Raw genomic sequence first — 14,295 nt, forward strand, 5'->3', positions numbered from 1 at the left:
ATGGTCGCTCGTCTGCCGTTAACGCAGGAACAGGTTGATGTAATGTGGCAGCAGGCGTTAAGCGCTTAAAACGAAAACAGCCCCAGACGTTGATCTGAGGCTGTAATTCAGTTCTATAGGAGGGATTAGAACTTGTAGTTTACACCGATGCGAACTTCGCTGAGGTTTGTTTTGAAGCGACGTTCACCAGATGCAGCAGGGAAGTTAGGATCTGTAATAGTGACGTTTTTCTTGCCAAAATTCGAGTAAAGATATTCAGCCTTCAAAGTCCAGTTATTTGTCACAGCATATTCAAGACCTGCACCTACGCTATAACCAATGGAGGTTTTTGAAGCCGAATTTTCAAATGATGGACGAGCTGTTCCAGCACGGCATGAAGTGCTTCCTGCTGGGAAGCCCCCAAGAGCGTTTTTATCTGAACATCCTACAGTATGCTTCATATCAGCCCAAGCCAGACCGCCCGTAATATAAGGCATGAAGCGATCAGCAGCATAACCGAGACGAGCCCGAACTGTACCATGTGTGCCGATTTTGTCTTGTGTGTAATATGTGCTGTATGCGTCGGTATCATTCCAGTTTTTCTTTACGCCGCTGAAAGAAATGTCAGCTTCCGCACCAAGAACCATATTATTGTCAAACTGGTAGTTGTAACCAGCTTGAATGCCGCCAAGTCCGCCCTTCATTTTCTTTTCTGGGGAGCCAAGATTGTTAACGTCATTGGTTTTGCCCCAGCCGTAGCCAGCATGCGCACCAATGTAGCCGCCTGTCCAGGAGAAGGTGTCAACCACAACTGGTGCTGGTTCGTTATAAACTACGGCATCGGCGGCCATAGCGGAGCTGGTGAACAAAAATGCGGAGGATGCTGCAAGGGTAAGGCTTTTAAACATATTGATCTCCCAAAAGATGATTCTTGAGTTATTTTCTACACTGGCAAGTGAAAAATAGCTGTTACATGACAGCAACAGTCATGTGAAAACGCATATTCATTTGTCTGTAGCAGTTAAGCTTTGTAATTATTATTTTCAACAATGAACTGATGCCTCGCTTTTGCGGGGCTTTTTTTATGAAAGGAACGCTATGCGTGAGACCTTAACGACCGCGCTTGACCTGATGTTTGGTCATGAGGGCGGATATGTGAATAATCCGAAAGACCCGGGCGGTGCCACGAAGTACGGCATCACACACAGGACATTGGCCGCTCACCGTGGTGTTGCCAGCGTTACACCTGCACAGGTCAAAGCACTCACCAAGGAAGAAGCTGCAAAGATTTATCGGCGCTCGTATTGGGTGCAATCCGGCGGCGATCTGCTTCCGGTTGGCATTGACTTCATGGCTTTTGATTATGGGGTGAATAGCGGACCCGCTCAGGCGGTTAAATCACTGCAGCGTGTGGTTGGTGTGACTGCGGACGGCATTGTTGGCGGTCAGACTGTCGCGGCCGTGAAGTCTTATAAAGGCGATCTTATTGCGGCATATGCTGCTGAACGCCTCCGGTTCATGCGGTCATTGAAAACATGGCCGGTGTTTGGTCGGGGTTGGCAAAAGCGGGTGATCAGTGTGGAAGCTCAAGCACGCGGACTTCACCAAGGCGTCGTTCTCGTTGATGATGCGCCTTCAGCTCCGGCTAAAGCCAACCCCAAAGATCAATCTCTCATGGAAACATTTAAAAAGCCAGAGGCATGGGCATCAATTGGCGGCCTTTTATCTGGTCTTGGCGGCATGGCTTCCGGCTCGGGTCCGATCCAATGGGCGCTTGCAATTATCATGGCCGGAGCATTCGCCACCGGTGCATATTTCCTCATCAAGCGCATGCAGGATCAGGCGACATGAAGATCAGCTTTCAACACATCACTGGCGCGGTAATCGGAGGGGCAGTTTCAGGCCTCTTTTTTTATGCGCTCGGGCAACATGACGGCAAGCAGGATGCGGCACTAAAAGCCGCTCAAGCTGTGACACAGGCAATCGAGAACAGGGCAGGGATTAATGAAACAATCGACAATATGGACAGCGTTGCTCTGTGTGTTGAGCTTGGCGGGGTGCGCGACCAGTGCGAACAATTGCGCGGGATGGCAGAAAATCAGCCTTAAACCGGAAACCGCTGTCTATATGGCAGGTAATGACCAGAGCGCGGGCAAAGGCATTGCCGGTCACAATGCCTACGGAAACAAGGCGGGGTGCTGGTAATGTCGCCAACAGAGAATGATTTCGATCTTCGTTCCCGCGTTGTAAATCTTGAGCAGCAGCTGACCGGTATTCTCCCGCGCCTTGTGGTTCTGGAGAAGTTTCAGGTTCAGTCTGAAATCGCAGATGCACGCAAAGATGAGCAGTGGAAGCACATGGACAACCGGTTCAATGATCTGGAAAAGAAGATATCCGGTGTGAGTGATACTCTGGCGAAGGTCGTTTGGCTTATAATAAGCGCTCTGATCCTTGGAGTTGTCAGCTTCATGCTAAAGGGTGGTTTTAATGTGCCTTAACGATACTCGTGGGTTTCGTTTTCTTTGTTTTTAACGGTGGAGTGATCGCCGCTTGAGCAAGTCTTTGTGCTTTTAATCGCGCGGTCTTCTCATCACGAAGTTTCACATTTTCTTCGATTTCATCGGAGATACGTGCATGAGCACTGCTTTGTAGCTGTGTTTTCTCAAAGGCAATTTCTGCATTTTGACGTAATAAGCTATGCATTGATTTCATCTGGTAGCCAATCTTGATGTGAGAAATAAAAAAGGCCAGACAAAAATGCCTGACCTCTCATTATGTGTATTCTCTCCAGTGCCAGTACATCCGTGGTCAAAGGAGTGAGTTACACCAAGTTATGCTGCTTGCAGATTGCAAGCTGACATTTTGCCTGACTTATTATCACGCTCAAGGTCGTAACCGAGCTTCTGGCCTTCAACGATTTCACGCATGCCAGCGCGTTCAACGGCTGAAATGTGAACAAATACGTCTGCATTGCCGTTGTCAGGCTGAATGAAGCCGAAGCCTTTTGTGGAATTAAACCATTTAACTGTGCCGGTGGTCATAATGAACCCTTTCATAGCAACATAAGGTGCTCATAACGCAGGATAGCGTTACGAGTATGATAGCGATTTTTGAGATGAAAGGTTCGTTAAGGGCGCAGATGCTGCGCAAAAAGCAAAGCTAAACAAGTAAAATATCGATAACACCAATATGGACTATTAATATTTTTTGTCAATCATTAGTTTTTAATTTTATTTATATCAATTTTAAGTTGTAGTTGAAATTAAGCAGTACGACCCAATATGAGTTGGTCAATCCCTCATGTTGGAGAATTAAAACAGCAGTCTATAGAGCTTTAGTATATGTATGTCACTTAACTGTTTTATTGCCGTCCTCTTTGTGTTCAAAGCAGAACCATTCAACTCCATAGCGACCGTTAAAGCCAAAGCTCCCCCACTTTTTGCAGCCTTCATGCATGCACCAGTGGATATAGAGTGCCTCCTGTTTGGCCGGTTTGTTTTCCCATGGCGGGGTATTATCACTCATTGTGCCGAGTCCTCATTCAAAATAGCCTCCTCATACCGTCATCCTCCTGATAAATAAAATACGATCCTTGCAGATCGACCTGACCAGCAAGTATATCCACGCTACTGATGCCGCGATAACCGCAGACATGGCACCTTATTCGACGTGGCATAGTGAGTATTTCGGTCTCTTCCCCGCACATCATAGCCATGAATCGCGACGGTATATCTCTGACCCGTCCACACCCTCCACAGGTCAGGCGCAGCAGGTCAAGATGACTTAAGCTGCGTAAAGTTGGCATCATGCCAGCCCTCCGGTAAAGCCGGACATTTCATCCAGCCGAACCATAGCCATGCGCATCTGACCTTTGCAGCCTCGCGCTTTGCATCGGGCGCGGTTCTCTATTTCATCCAGATAGAGCTGTTCACGACCTTTGGCTGTGCAGATCGTGGCCTTGTTGATGTAAACAAGCCTGCTGCATTTCCTGCAGATCATTTCCAGCTTTTGAGTGTCAGATAAATCACTGACCCTGTAATTGGTTTTCCAGTTGCCCATTTAGGCGCACTCCTCCGTGGCGCAAACGAGTGCGCAAAAGCAGGGTAAAAATTTTAATAATTACTAATTTGTTCTACAAATGTTCTCAAAATGCGAAAGAGTCAACAGGGATTATTCATGGCCTGACGGGGCTGTGAATTGCTGTGAATTGTTAATGTGGGGTGGTGACCGTGAGGACAGAAAATGAATAAAAATGTAAACCGGTAGAAAAAAGCTGTAAACCGGCCTTTGCTATACTATCAATAAGTTATTGAAATGAATGGCGATCCCGACTGGATTCGAACCAGTGACCGTCGGCTTAGAAGGCCGGTGCTCTATCCAGCTGAGCTACGGGACCGCATATTCTGAAAGCGGTATATAATTAGTGAGTCCAAGGCTGCTGGCGGTCAAAACGGAAATTATCCGTGTAAGACACTTTGCGGCGTTTGGCTTCTTTAGGCTCTTCAATCCGGTAAGCAATGCCGTATTTCTGCGCATAAGCGATCGCTTCTTCGAGGCTCTCGAAGCTCATGCGGATCTGGCTTTTCATATCACGGGAAGAAGTATAACCCATCAGCGGTTCAATTTTACGGGCTACTTCAGGCTCATATTCAAGAAACCAGGCTTCGGTCTTGGCTTTACCGGATTGCATGGCAGTCTTGGCTGGACGATAAATACGGGCAACCATATTCATATACCTCAGGGCACAAAAGCGACCGTCAAATCTTATATTTGCTGGTCTGTTAAACGAGAGACAAATTTCACTATAATATTCAGTATTTGTCATGGTCGGAGCGAGAGGATTCGAACCTCCGACCCCCTGATCCCAAATCAGGTGCGCTACCAGGCTGCGCTACGCTCCGCTATCCTCAAAGGATAAGATGTGTCTAGAATTTTCAAGGCAGGAGCGCAAGAGGCAAAACGGCACTTCCAACCAAAAATGCATGAATGTCACACTATAAAAGCGGGGACAAAAGCACTGTTTTGTCTCCGCTTTTAGAAGCTTCCGTATTTTACAGATTATCAGACTGCAAATGCCGCCTGAAGTCCCTGTTGCAGATCGTCAATCAGATCCTGCGTATCTTCAAGCCCGATTTGCAGACGGATCACCGGACCTTCATAGCTCTTTGCAGCAACCGTCCGGTCACCGAGCTGAACATGCACGGCCAGACTTTCATAGCCGCCCCATGAATAGCCGAGGCCGAATAGTTTTAGCGTATCGAGCAATTTGTGGGCTTCTTCTTTGCCGCCTGAAGCGAGAACCACAGAGAAAACACCGCTGGCACCTTTGAAATCACGCTTCCACAAGGCGTGATCCGGATGGTTTTCCAGCGCGGGATGCAGCACACGGGCAATCTGGGGCTGCTGTTCCAGCCAGCGGGCAATCGTCAGAGCGCTTTGCTGGTGATGGTTGAGGCGTAGTCCCATGCTGCGCAGGCCGCGCAAAATTTGATAGGCATCATCGGAATTTACGCACATGCCAAGGGCGGTATAGGCGTTTTCCAGCTGTTTCCAGCATTTTTCATTCGCGGAAATCATGCCGAACAGAATGTCGGAATGTCCCGAAGGATATTTCGTTCCGGCATGAATTGTAATGTCCACACCAAAATCAAGCGCTTTGAAATAAAGAGGCGTTGCCCATGTATTATCCATCATCACGACGATATCATGCTGATGTGCGGCTTCGACAATTGCCGGAATATCCTGAATTTCAAATGTATTGGAGCCGGGTGATTCTGTGAAAACGACGCGTGTATTCGGGCGGATCAGTCCGGCAATATCCGCACCGATATGCGGCGGATAATATTCGATCTCAACACCATATTGCTTCAGCAGTGTATTTGCGAAGCGGCGTGTCGGATTATAAATTGTATCAACGAACAGCACGTGATCGCCGGCTTTCAGGAAAGCTAGCAGCGGCACGGTAACGGCAGCCAGACCGGACGGAACGAGCAGAGTGCCTGCGGAACCTTCCAGCTCGTCAATCGCACTGCATAAAGCGTCCGTTGTCGGTGTGCCATGCGTGCCATAGGTATATTTCTGGTTTTCCGTTGCCATGGTCGCAGCATCCGGAAACAGGACAGTCGAAGCGCGCACAACCGGCGGATTGACAAAGCCGTGATATGCATAAGGATCATTACCGCAATGGGTAAGCATTGTGTTGATCCCTAATTCCCCCGTACCCTTTTCTGATTTGACCATAAAAACGCCTCCTGCTGCCTGTTAGTCTGTATTGTCTCGTGTGAGTCTTCGTTATTTGTGCTGAAACGGAATCGCTTTTTCTGAAAATATTTGTGTTTTCAGCGTGTTAACAGTGCCGTTTTTCATTTTCTGCAATAAGCCGGAAAATGACAGTTGCGACTAGAGCATAATCTTTGTGCTTTGTCCTGAAACCTTATGCTTTCTTTATGAGAAGCGGTAAAACGGATTTACAGCATAGTAAGAGATGAACAATTTTATTGATTGCAGCAGTTGCGGTGTGAGAGTTTTATGAGTTTAAAATATGAATTTTCAGAATTGAGAACCTCTGTTCAGGCGGGGCTGGCACGGCGCAAGGCGCAATCCGGGCAACAGGCTGAACATGAAAGGGCAGATCAGAGCGCGACCAATCTGTGGTCGTATCAGCTGACGCTTTTTCTGCTGGTTATGATTGCGGGTGCGGGGCTGCTTTTACCTTTTGACGGGGATTTGTCCCGCCTTGCCGTTTCCGTGCAGTGGTTGCCTGTAGAGATTCTGAAATCGCTGACGAATCTCGTATTGGCCGCTCCCTATGTTGCATTATTCACCGTCATTATTGCGGTCTGTCTGGTGAGACGGCACAGGTTGCGCGGGCAGGAAGGCTATGGCCTTAAAATTCCTGAACTTCTGCAAAATTATAATCGTCTGGGCACGATTGCCGGTCAGAGCCTGTTCGGTATTTCTGCGATTCTGGGTGCCGGACTGATCGTGAATATTCTCAAATATTTTGTCGGCAGACCGCGCCCGTTTCTTATTGATAGTGCAGGGCCTTTTGGTTTCAAGCCGTTTGATTTCAGCCATGCTTATGTCAGTTTTCCGTCCGGTCATGCCTGCACGGCAGCTGTGCTGGCGACGCTGCTGGCGCTGTGGTTTCCGCGTTACCGGTTCTTTGCCTATGCAGGTCTGGCGATGATTGCTTCAAGCCGTGTTTTCGTTCAGGCGCATTATCCGAGTGATGTGGTGACCGGCTTTGCTATCGGCACGGTTACCACCTTGATTCTGGCGCGGTTTCTGGTGCAATCGGGTCTGCTGTTCCGTCTCGGGGAAGGGCAGCTATTTCCTGAACTGAAAAATATAATCAGCAGAAGAATCAAGCTGCAAGGCGCTTAAGTTAAGGTTTTTGAGGCAGGGCAAGCTGTGTTCGAGGAGCGGACTGAACAATTTTCCGTGTTTGGACCCTTGACCTGTCGAAAATAATAGCTTTCGATAGACACAGTTTTAGACGCATCCCGTTTCCGTCTTGCGGATTACAGGCTGAACTAAACCGGTTAAAGCCGGATATCAGGCTGTCAAAACGAAAAGCAGATCCGGTTCAGATTTTGCCGGATATGACAGAATGCCGAAATTGATTTTTGAATGCTGATAATAAGTTTAACGATAATGAGGGTGAGCATCATATGAAAAAGTCAACTTTACTCAAATTGGCCGGCGTGGCTGCTTTGACCGTTACAACCTCTGCAGCAATTGCCGGCACATTGGATGATGTGAAGAAAAAAGGCTTTGTACAATGCGGCACCAATACGGGTCTGCCGGGTTTTGCCGCCCCGAATGATAAGGGGGAATGGTCTGGTTTCGATGTTGACTATTGCCGTGCTGTGGCATCGGCTATTTTCGGGGACAAAACCAAGGCTAAATTTACACCGCTGAATGCCAAGGAGCGCTTTACTGCGCTGCAATCCGGTGAAATCGACATTCTTATCCGCAACACAACCTGGACAATCAGCCGTGATACATCTCTCGGCTTGGAATTTGCCGGTGTGAATTACTATGATGGCCAGGGCTTTATGGTCAACAGTAAGAAACTTCCGGATATTAAATCAGCATTGCAGCTGTCCGGCGCATCAATTTGCGTTCAGGCAGGTACAACAACTGAAATGAACATGGCCGATTATTTCAAGGCCAATAAAATGGAATATAATCCGGTCGTCTTTGAGAAAATCGAAGAGGCCAATGCTGCTTATGACAGCGGCCGTTGCGATGCTTACACAACGGATCAGTCCAGCCTTTACGGTGTGCGTCTGGCGCTTTCCAACCCTGACGATCACGTCGTTCTTCCGGAAATCATCTCCAAAGAGCCGTTCGGTATTGTTGTCCGTCAGGGCGATGCACAATGGGCCGATGTGGCGCGCTGGGTTCATAACGCACTTCTGAATGCGGAAGAAGCCGGTATTACACAGGCTAATGTTGAAGAGATGATGAAGTCTGATTCACCTGAAATCAAACGTCTTCTCGGAACAGAAGCTGAAACCAAGATCGGCGTCGATCTGGGTCTTGATAATGACTGGGTTGTGAAGATTGTTAAAAATGTCGGCAATTACGGCGAGATTTTTGAACGCAATATCGGCACAACAAGCCCGCTGAAAATTGCCCGCGGTATTAATGCGCTGTGGACCAAAGGTGGTCTGCAATATGGTATACCAATCCGCTAATATCGGCGTATAATCAGAATAAGCACCTGCACCACATCATGTGGTGCAGGATAGCTTTCTGTACCTGAAATATAATTGAAACATTGTAATTTTGTGCCGTCCGGAGCGTATCCGAAAAGCGGGGATCGGTTTTCGGGTCAGATACGCGTATAAGCAAATAGCTTGAGCATGAAACGCTTTTTGACGTGCAATAAAAACAAAAGATAGCTGAAAGATTGTACCGCTATTTAAGGTACCTGCCGATATGGCCGAAATCCCTGTCTGAAATTTATAATTTGATAATCCGGCTATAGGTGAAAAGGCGCAGGGGGCTTTTCAAATATCTGGTCAAATATCTGACAGCAGAGCATGAGGTGCGCATGGCAGATCAAAGCGCCGTAACCGGCAAGCGACAGGAAACACAAGTTTCCCTCCTGAATAATCCGAAAATGCGCGGATTATTTTATCAGGCGGTTGTTTTTATTTCAGTTTTTGCTTTGATTTATTGGATAATAGGAAATACAGCCGCAAATTTGCAGAGGCTGAACATTGCATCCGGTTTTGACTTTCTGAAAAGTCGCGCAGGTTTCGACGTCAGCCAGTCGCTGATTAGTTATGATGCGGATTCTAACTATGCACGGGCCTTTGTGGTCGGTCTTTTGAATACGCTCTATGTTGCTGTACTGGGCATCATTACAGCCTCGGTTATCGGATTTCTGGTTGGTATCGGGCGTCTCTCGGGAAACTGGCTGATCGCCAAAATCTGTACCATTTATGTCGAGACTTTCCGTAATATCCCGCCATTGCTCGTGATTTTCTTCTGGTATTTCGGCGTAATGTCGGTTCTGCCGGAAGTGCGCGGCAGCTATGCTTTGCCGTTTGATACTTATCTGAACAAGCGCGGTTTTTTCTTTCCGTCCATAATCTGGGGCGAGAATGCATGGCTTATATTCGCGGCTTTCGTTGCCGCTGTTATTGCAGCCTTTGTCATTCATCGCTGGGCACGTTTGCGTCAGGCAAAAACGGGGCAGATTTTTCCGTTCTGGCGTGTTGCTTTGGCACTAATTATCGGTTTGCCGGCGCTCGCATTTTTCATCACGGGAATGCCTGTCAGCTTTGATATTCCGAAACTTGGCTCATTCAATCTGACCGGCGGTACACAGGTGAAGCCTGAGTTTCTGGCACTTTATCTGGCCCTGTCATTCTATACCGCATCCTTCATCGCGGAGACGGTACGCGGCGGTATCAAAGGGGTTAGCAAAGGCCAGTCAGAGGCTGCGGCAGCTTTGGGCTTGCGCAGACCGCAGGCGATGCGCCTTGTTGTCGTGCCGCAGGCGATGCGGATTATCATTCCGCCTTTATCGAGCCAATATCTCAATCTGACGAAAAACTCGTCTCTGGCGATTGCTATCGGCTATCCGGATTTGATGGCTGTCGGCGGTACGGTGCTTAACCAGACAGGGCAGGCGGTAGAAGTTGTGGCGATCTGGATGGCGGTTTACCTCGGCATCAGCCTCATTACCTCTGCATTCATGAACTGGTTTAACGCGAAAATGGCATTGGTGGAGCGGTAAGATGACAAATTCAGACTTACAATATGTACGCTCGCAAATGGTTGATCCGATGCCGGCACCTGCCAGTCAGAAAGGCATTGCTTCATGGACGAAAGAAAACCTGTTTTCGAGCCTTAAAGATACCGTTCTGACAATCATGGGTATTTCGCTGATTGTCTGGTTTCTGCCGGGGTTGATAAACTGGCTGTTTGTCAATGCTGTCTGGGCGGGGACTGACCGCACATTCTGTACCACAACGGTGCAGGGTGGCTTGCAGCCGGATGGCTGGTCGGGTGCCTGCTGGGCTTTTGTCGATGCAAAGCTCCAGCAATTTCTCTACGGGCGCTATCCGGTTGATGAACGCTGGCGTGTGAAACTCGTGGCGCTGGTTTTCGTGATTTTGCTGGTGCCGATGCTGATCGGCAAGCTGCCGCATAAAATGCTGAACGCAGTTCTGTTGTTCCTTGTTTTTCCGGTTTTCACCTATTTCCTGCTGGTTGGCGGTTCATTCGGTCTGCGTTATGTTGAAACCTCGCTCTGGGGCGGTCTGCTGGTCACGCTGATCCTGTCCGTGGTGGGGATTACCGTATCGCTGCCGATGGGTATTTTGCTGGCTTTGGGGCGGCGTTCCAATATGCCGGTTATCAAGGCACTGTGTGTGATCTTCATTGAGGTTATCCGCGGTGTGCCGCTGGTGGCATTGCTGTTCATGGCCAGCGTCATGCTGCCGCTGTTTATGCCGCCGGGCACCAGCTTTGATAAGTTTTTGCGTGCGCTGGTCGGCGTGTCCTTATTCGCTTCCGCCTATATGGCTGAAGTCATTCGCGGCGGCTTGCAGGCGATTCCGTCAGGGCAATATGAAGGCGCGGATTCGCTGGGCTTGAGCTATTGGCAGAAAACTCTGTTCATTATCCTGCCGCAAACGCTGAAACTTGCTTTGCCGGGTATTGTGAACACGTTTATCGGCTTGTTCAAAGACACAAGTCTTGTTTACATTATCGGTATGTTCGACCTGCTTGGAATCGTCAGGCAGAATTTTTCGGATGCCACTTGGGCAACACCGCAGACACCGGCAACGGGTCTTGTTTTTGCCGGATTTGTATTCTGGATTTTCTGTTTCTGTATGTCGCGTTATTCGCTATATATGGAGAGAAGGCTGGATACGAGCCATCGGTAAGCGGCTGCGGAAAACCGGGAGTTGGTTTTTCGCTCAAAGCTGCCAAAGAACAGAAATGTTTTCATTCAGACGGATGAAACCATTCAATCGGGAATACCATCAGCATTATTGCTGCGGATGGTCAGTGAGGGAATAAAGAATGAGCATGCAATCGGGCGCTTTGCTGAAGCCGACGATGGAAGAAACGGGAGCAATTATGGAAATATCCAAAACCGATGTCGCAGTCGATATTGTCGGAATGCATAAGTGGTATGGTGAATTCCATGTGCTTCGCGATGTTAATCTGCGGGTAATGCGCGGGGAGCGTATTGTCGTGGCAGGACCTTCCGGTTCCGGTAAATCAACGATGATCCGTTGCATTAACCGCCTTGAAGAACATCAGAAAGGCCAGATCATTGTGGACGGCAAAGAGCTGACCAATGACCTGAAAAAGATCGATGAAGTGCGTCGCGAGGTCGGCATGGTTTTCCAGCATTTCAACCTGTTTCCGCATCTGACAATTCTTGAGAATTGCACGCTTGCGCCGATCTGGGTGCGCAAAATGCCGAAAAAACAGGCAGAAGAAATTGCGATGCATTATCTGGAACGCGTTAAGATTCCGGAGCAGGCAAATAAATATCCGGGTCAGCTTTCCGGTGGTCAGCAGCAGCGCGTGGCGATTGCCCGCTCACTCTGCATGAAGCCGCGTATTATGCTGTTCGATGAGCCGACCTCTGCGCTTGATCCTGAAATGGTCAAGGAAGTGCTGGACACCATGGTCAGCCTCGCTGAAGAAGGCATGACCATGATCTGCGTAACCCACGAAATGGGCTTTGCGCGTCAGGTCGCCAACCGCGTGATCTTTATGGATCAGGGACAGATTGTTGAGCAGAATTCACCATCCGAATTCTTTGACAATCCGCAGCATGAGCGCACCAAGCTGTTCCTCAGCCAGATTCTGCATTAATTTTCAGAAACATATTAAAACACCCGCAGTGCAAATTGCGGGTGTTTTTTATTATCTATTCGCCATGCGGACCTTCGCAGAACTGGATACGATTGCCGAAAGGATCAATCACAGCCAGAACCCGGCCCCATGGTTCATTTTCTATGCCGGGGCGCAGGAAACGGTATTTACGACTGCTGATTTCCTTATGCAGGCTATCAACACCCTGCATACGCACGAAAATATTAGCACCGGGGCTGCCATCACCGTGATGTTCGCTGAGGTGCAACACCAGATTGCCGCGCGAAACCTGCATATAGAGCGGCATATTCTCAGCAAAGCGATGTTCCCAGTCACATTGAAAACCCAGATAGTCGAGATAAAATTCTCTGGCTTTCTCAATGTCAAAAATTCTGAAAATAGGGCAAACCTGCTCAAACTGGACATTGCTCATAAGATGTTCTCCGGTGTTTTGCCGTGACTATAAAGTATGCCTATAAAATTCATATTAAAACTATACAGGCAGCGATGGGAGAAAAAATGCAATATCAATGGCTGAACCAGCTGGAGCAAAAACACCATCAGAGTTTCTTTGAACTCTACATTAAGGAATGGTGGACGCAGAGCCGCTCTTATGAGGATGCTATCAAAATGCTTATGCATTGCGATCTGATTATCGCCTGTTGTGATATGCAGGATCGCGTCATTGGTTTTGCCCGTGTGCTGACGGATTATACTTTTAAAGCATTGATTTTTGATGTGATTGTGGATGAATCCACGCGCGGGCAGGGACTTGGACAGGAAATTGTTTCACGCATCATCCGGCACCCTGATCTGCAAAAAGTTCAGAGTTTTGAACTCTATTGCCCTGAACGGTTGGTTCCGTTTTATGAAAAACAGGGCTTTGTCAGAGGCTCCTCCTGCCTGATGTTTCATCAGGTATAGTTTTTATAATTTCTGCATCAGCTCGATACGATTGCCGAACGGATCATTGATATAGGCACGAAGATAACCGGCCAGCGGTTCATCCTCTGTCGATTCAATCTGATGTTCTGCGAGTGTTGCTAAAAATGCGGACAAGTCATCAACCAGAAAAGCCGGATGCGCTTTTTGCGCAGGGGCAAAGCCGCGCTCAACGCCGAGATGAACTTTGAGATCATGCAACTCAAACCAGCAGCCACCGCGTTTTACCAGATTGTCGGGTTTGGGAACCTCCGTCATGCCTAACAGGCCTGTATAAAAGGCTCGGGCTTTGTCCTCACCACCGGCGGGCATTGCAAGCTGAATATGATCCAGTCCGAGTATCGGCATTGTTTTCTCCTGTAGTTCAGGCAGGCAAAGTCGGTTGTATCAGCACGTAATTTTCATGGCGCTCACCGGGAAGTTCAAACCAGATTGAACCCTGCCTTTGGAAACCCTGTTGCCTGTAGAAGTGTAATGCAGGGTGGTTATCATGCAAGACCGAAAGCCAGATATGGTCGATATCTTGTGCTTTTACCGCTTCACGTGCCTGTTGCATGAGGGCAGAGCCGATCCCGCATCCGGCATGACGGGCTCTGAAATAAAGTGTGCTGATCTCTGCGGCTGTTGTCAGCGCATGCAGGCTTTCGGGCAGTGCGGCATGATAATCAATGGCAATATAGCCGAGCAGATGATCATCCTGTTCCGCGACAATGATCTGTTTTGCGTTATCCGCGATCATCTGTTCAAAATATTGCGGCGTAAAACGCTGCAGCACATATTCAGCAAAAACAGTGCTGATACCTGCCTTGGCATAGGTATGCAGCCAGACTTCGATAGATAAAGCTGCCAGTTTTGCAGCGTCGAAGGATTTGGCCGTGCGATAAATTATCAAATTTGGCTCCTGTCTCAATCTGTCTGATTTGATGTAATATGCTGCCACTAGAGCGTATCCCGAAAAGTGCGAAGCGGTTTTCGGGATACGCGTAAAACAAAGAATTAGAGCGGTTTTACTGA

At 48.4% G+C, this 14,295-nt stretch carries 19 protein-coding genes and 2 tRNA genes; 9 read left to right on the forward strand and 12 right to left on the reverse strand.

What is annotated here, in order from left to right; genetic code table 11:
• Positions 1 to 125: 125 nt before the first annotated feature.
• Positions 126 to 887 (reverse strand): outer membrane protein, encoded by a 762-nt coding sequence (locus A918_RS0107380; protein WP_022710442.1) that lies wholly within the window; start codon positions 885 to 887, stop codon positions 126 to 128.
• 190 nt (positions 888 to 1,077) lie between these two features.
• Between A918_RS0107380 and A918_RS0107385 the strand changes: the two genes are divergently transcribed.
• From A918_RS0107385 to A918_RS0107395, 3 genes are all read left to right on the forward strand, one after another.
• Complete coding sequence (locus A918_RS0107385; RefSeq protein WP_022710443.1) at positions 1,078 to 1,830, forward strand: glycoside hydrolase family 108 protein; 753 nt, start codon at positions 1,078 to 1,080, stop codon at positions 1,828 to 1,830.
• Positions 1,827 to 2,087, forward strand: coding sequence for a hypothetical protein (locus A918_RS19785; protein ID WP_022710444.1), 261 nt, complete (start codon positions 1,827 to 1,829; stop codon positions 2,085 to 2,087). Before A918_RS0107385 ends, A918_RS19785 begins: the two co-directional genes overlap by 4 nt.
• 96 nt (positions 2,088 to 2,183) lie before the next feature.
• Positions 2,184 to 2,477, forward strand: coding sequence for a hypothetical protein (locus A918_RS0107395; RefSeq protein WP_022710445.1), 294 nt, complete (start codon positions 2,184 to 2,186; stop codon positions 2,475 to 2,477).
• On the opposite strand, the gene A918_RS0107400 is transcribed toward A918_RS0107395, so the two are convergent.
• The 8 genes from A918_RS0107400 to A918_RS0107440 all read right to left on the reverse strand — a co-directional run bounded on the left by A918_RS0107400 (position 2,464) and on the right by A918_RS0107440 (position 6,219).
• Complete coding sequence (locus A918_RS0107400; protein WP_022710446.1) at positions 2,464 to 2,682, reverse strand: hypothetical protein; 219 nt, start codon at positions 2,680 to 2,682, stop codon at positions 2,464 to 2,466. The genes A918_RS0107395 and A918_RS0107400 overlap by 14 nt on opposite strands.
• A 128-nt stretch (positions 2,683 to 2,810) precedes the next feature.
• On the reverse strand, positions 2,811 to 3,020 hold the full coding sequence (locus A918_RS0107405) for a cold-shock protein (RefSeq protein WP_028233511.1): 210 nt from the start codon (positions 3,018 to 3,020) through the stop codon (positions 2,811 to 2,813).
• 307 nt (positions 3,021 to 3,327) lie between these two features.
• Positions 3,328 to 3,504 carry a hypothetical protein gene (locus A918_RS22005; protein WP_022710448.1) on the reverse strand — a complete coding sequence of 59 codons (177 nt, stop codon included), beginning with the start codon at positions 3,502 to 3,504 and terminating at the stop codon, positions 3,328 to 3,330.
• A gap of 279 nt (positions 3,505 to 3,783) precedes the next feature.
• The gene (locus A918_RS22010; RefSeq protein ID WP_022710450.1) at positions 3,784 to 4,038 is read right to left on the reverse strand and encodes a hypothetical protein; all 255 of its coding nucleotides are present in this window, start codon (positions 4,036 to 4,038) and stop codon (positions 3,784 to 3,786) included.
• 260 nt (positions 4,039 to 4,298) lie between these two features.
• Positions 4,299 to 4,375: transfer RNA gene (locus A918_RS0107425), tRNA-Arg, on the reverse strand.
• A 24-nt stretch (positions 4,376 to 4,399) separates the two neighbouring features.
• Positions 4,400 to 4,711 carry an ETC complex I subunit gene (locus tag A918_RS0107430; protein WP_163026116.1) on the reverse strand — a complete coding sequence of 104 codons (312 nt, stop codon included), beginning with the start codon at positions 4,709 to 4,711 and terminating at the stop codon, positions 4,400 to 4,402.
• 92 nt (positions 4,712 to 4,803) lie between these two features.
• Positions 4,804 to 4,880 (reverse strand) — tRNA-Pro (locus tag A918_RS0107435).
• Positions 4,881 to 5,040: 160 nt separating this feature from the next.
• Entirely contained in the window at positions 5,041 to 6,219 is a 1,179-nt protein-coding gene (locus A918_RS0107440) for a cystathionine beta-lyase (RefSeq protein ID WP_022710452.1), read from the reverse strand.
• Positions 6,220 to 6,507: 288 nt separating this feature from the next.
• On the opposite strand from A918_RS0107440, the gene A918_RS21295 reads away from it, so the two are divergent.
• From A918_RS21295 to A918_RS0107465, 5 genes are all read left to right on the forward strand, one after another.
• Positions 6,508 to 7,365: a phosphatase PAP2 family protein gene (locus A918_RS21295; protein ID WP_022710453.1), complete on the forward strand. Its 858-nt coding sequence runs from the start codon at positions 6,508 to 6,510 to the stop codon at positions 7,363 to 7,365.
• Positions 7,366 to 7,652: 287 nt separating this feature from the next.
• Positions 7,653 to 8,684, forward strand: a complete 1,032-nt coding sequence (locus A918_RS0107450; protein ID WP_028233512.1) for an amino acid ABC transporter substrate-binding protein — start codon at positions 7,653 to 7,655, stop codon at positions 8,682 to 8,684.
• A gap of 359 nt (positions 8,685 to 9,043) precedes the next feature.
• Positions 9,044 to 10,237, forward strand: coding sequence for an amino acid ABC transporter permease (locus tag A918_RS0107455; protein WP_028233513.1), 1,194 nt, complete (start codon positions 9,044 to 9,046; stop codon positions 10,235 to 10,237).
• Position 10,238: 1 nt separating this feature from the next.
• Positions 10,239 to 11,393 (forward strand): amino acid ABC transporter permease, encoded by a 1,155-nt coding sequence (locus tag A918_RS0107460; protein ID WP_033315953.1) that lies wholly within the window; start codon positions 10,239 to 10,241, stop codon positions 11,391 to 11,393.
• A gap of 196 nt (positions 11,394 to 11,589) precedes the next feature.
• Positions 11,590 to 12,339: an amino acid ABC transporter ATP-binding protein gene (locus A918_RS0107465; protein WP_033315959.1), complete on the forward strand. Its 750-nt coding sequence runs from the start codon at positions 11,590 to 11,592 to the stop codon at positions 12,337 to 12,339.
• Positions 12,340 to 12,394: 55 nt separating this feature from the next.
• Here the strand turns inward: A918_RS0107465 and A918_RS0107470 are convergent, their stop codons facing one another.
• Positions 12,395 to 12,772, reverse strand: coding sequence for a glyoxalase superfamily protein (locus A918_RS0107470; RefSeq protein ID WP_022710458.1), 378 nt, complete (start codon positions 12,770 to 12,772; stop codon positions 12,395 to 12,397).
• Positions 12,773 to 12,795: 23 nt separating this feature from the next.
• Between A918_RS0107470 and A918_RS0107475 the strand changes: the two genes are divergently transcribed.
• On the forward strand, positions 12,796 to 13,263 hold the full coding sequence (locus A918_RS0107475; RefSeq protein WP_245257301.1) for a GNAT family N-acetyltransferase: 468 nt from the start codon (positions 12,796 to 12,798) through the stop codon (positions 13,261 to 13,263).
• A 3-nt stretch (positions 13,264 to 13,266) separates the two neighbouring features.
• Here the strand turns inward: A918_RS0107475 and A918_RS0107480 are convergent, their stop codons facing one another.
• Positions 13,267 to 13,629 carry a VOC family protein gene (locus tag A918_RS0107480; RefSeq protein ID WP_022710460.1) on the reverse strand — a complete coding sequence of 121 codons (363 nt, stop codon included), beginning with the start codon at positions 13,627 to 13,629 and terminating at the stop codon, positions 13,267 to 13,269.
• A 16-nt stretch (positions 13,630 to 13,645) separates the two neighbouring features.
• Positions 13,646 to 14,173 (reverse strand): GNAT family N-acetyltransferase, encoded by a 528-nt coding sequence (locus A918_RS0107485; RefSeq protein ID WP_022710461.1) that lies wholly within the window; start codon positions 14,171 to 14,173, stop codon positions 13,646 to 13,648.
• Positions 14,174 to 14,295 lie beyond the last annotated feature (122 nt).

The organism is Pseudochrobactrum sp. AO18b (genome assembly GCF_000409565.1).
Taxonomy (GTDB): domain Bacteria; phylum Pseudomonadota; class Alphaproteobacteria; order Rhizobiales; family Rhizobiaceae; genus Pseudochrobactrum; species Pseudochrobactrum saccharolyticum.

Coding starts and splice junctions, on each gene's coding strand:
- A918_RS0107380 (WP_022710442.1), bottom strand. CDS start 887: ATGTTTAAAAGCCTTACCCTTGCAGCATCCTCCGCATTTTTGTTCACC.
- A918_RS0107385 (WP_022710443.1), top strand. CDS start 1,078: ATGCGTGAGACCTTAACGACCGCGCTTGACCTGATGTTTGGTCATGAG.
- A918_RS19785 (WP_022710444.1), top strand. CDS start 1,827: ATGAAGATCAGCTTTCAACACATCACTGGCGCGGTAATCGGAGGGGCA.
- A918_RS0107395 (WP_022710445.1), top strand. CDS start 2,184: ATGTCGCCAACAGAGAATGATTTCGATCTTCGTTCCCGCGTTGTAAAT.
- A918_RS0107400 (WP_022710446.1), bottom strand. CDS start 2,682: ATGCATAGCTTATTACGTCAAAATGCAGAAATTGCCTTTGAGAAAACA.
- A918_RS0107405 (WP_028233511.1), bottom strand. CDS start 3,020: ATGACCACCGGCACAGTTAAATGGTTTAATTCCACAAAAGGCTTCGGC.
- A918_RS22005 (WP_022710448.1), bottom strand. CDS start 3,504: ATGAGTGATAATACCCCGCCATGGGAAAACAAACCGGCCAAACAGGAG.
- A918_RS22010 (WP_022710450.1), bottom strand. CDS start 4,038: ATGGGCAACTGGAAAACCAATTACAGGGTCAGTGATTTATCTGACACT.
- A918_RS0107430 (WP_163026116.1), bottom strand. CDS start 4,711: ATGAATATGGTTGCCCGTATTTATCGTCCAGCCAAGACTGCCATGCAA.
- A918_RS0107440 (WP_022710452.1), bottom strand. CDS start 6,219: ATGGTCAAATCAGAAAAGGGTACGGGGGAATTAGGGATCAACACAATG.
- A918_RS21295 (WP_022710453.1), top strand. CDS start 6,508: ATGAGTTTAAAATATGAATTTTCAGAATTGAGAACCTCTGTTCAGGCG.
- A918_RS0107450 (WP_028233512.1), top strand. CDS start 7,653: ATGAAAAAGTCAACTTTACTCAAATTGGCCGGCGTGGCTGCTTTGACC.
- A918_RS0107455 (WP_028233513.1), top strand. CDS start 9,044: ATGGCAGATCAAAGCGCCGTAACCGGCAAGCGACAGGAAACACAAGTT.
- A918_RS0107460 (WP_033315953.1), top strand. CDS start 10,239: ATGACAAATTCAGACTTACAATATGTACGCTCGCAAATGGTTGATCCG.
- A918_RS0107465 (WP_033315959.1), top strand. CDS start 11,590: ATGGAAATATCCAAAACCGATGTCGCAGTCGATATTGTCGGAATGCAT.
- A918_RS0107470 (WP_022710458.1), bottom strand. CDS start 12,772: ATGAGCAATGTCCAGTTTGAGCAGGTTTGCCCTATTTTCAGAATTTTT.
- A918_RS0107480 (WP_022710460.1), bottom strand. CDS start 13,629: ATGCCGATACTCGGACTGGATCATATTCAGCTTGCAATGCCCGCCGGT.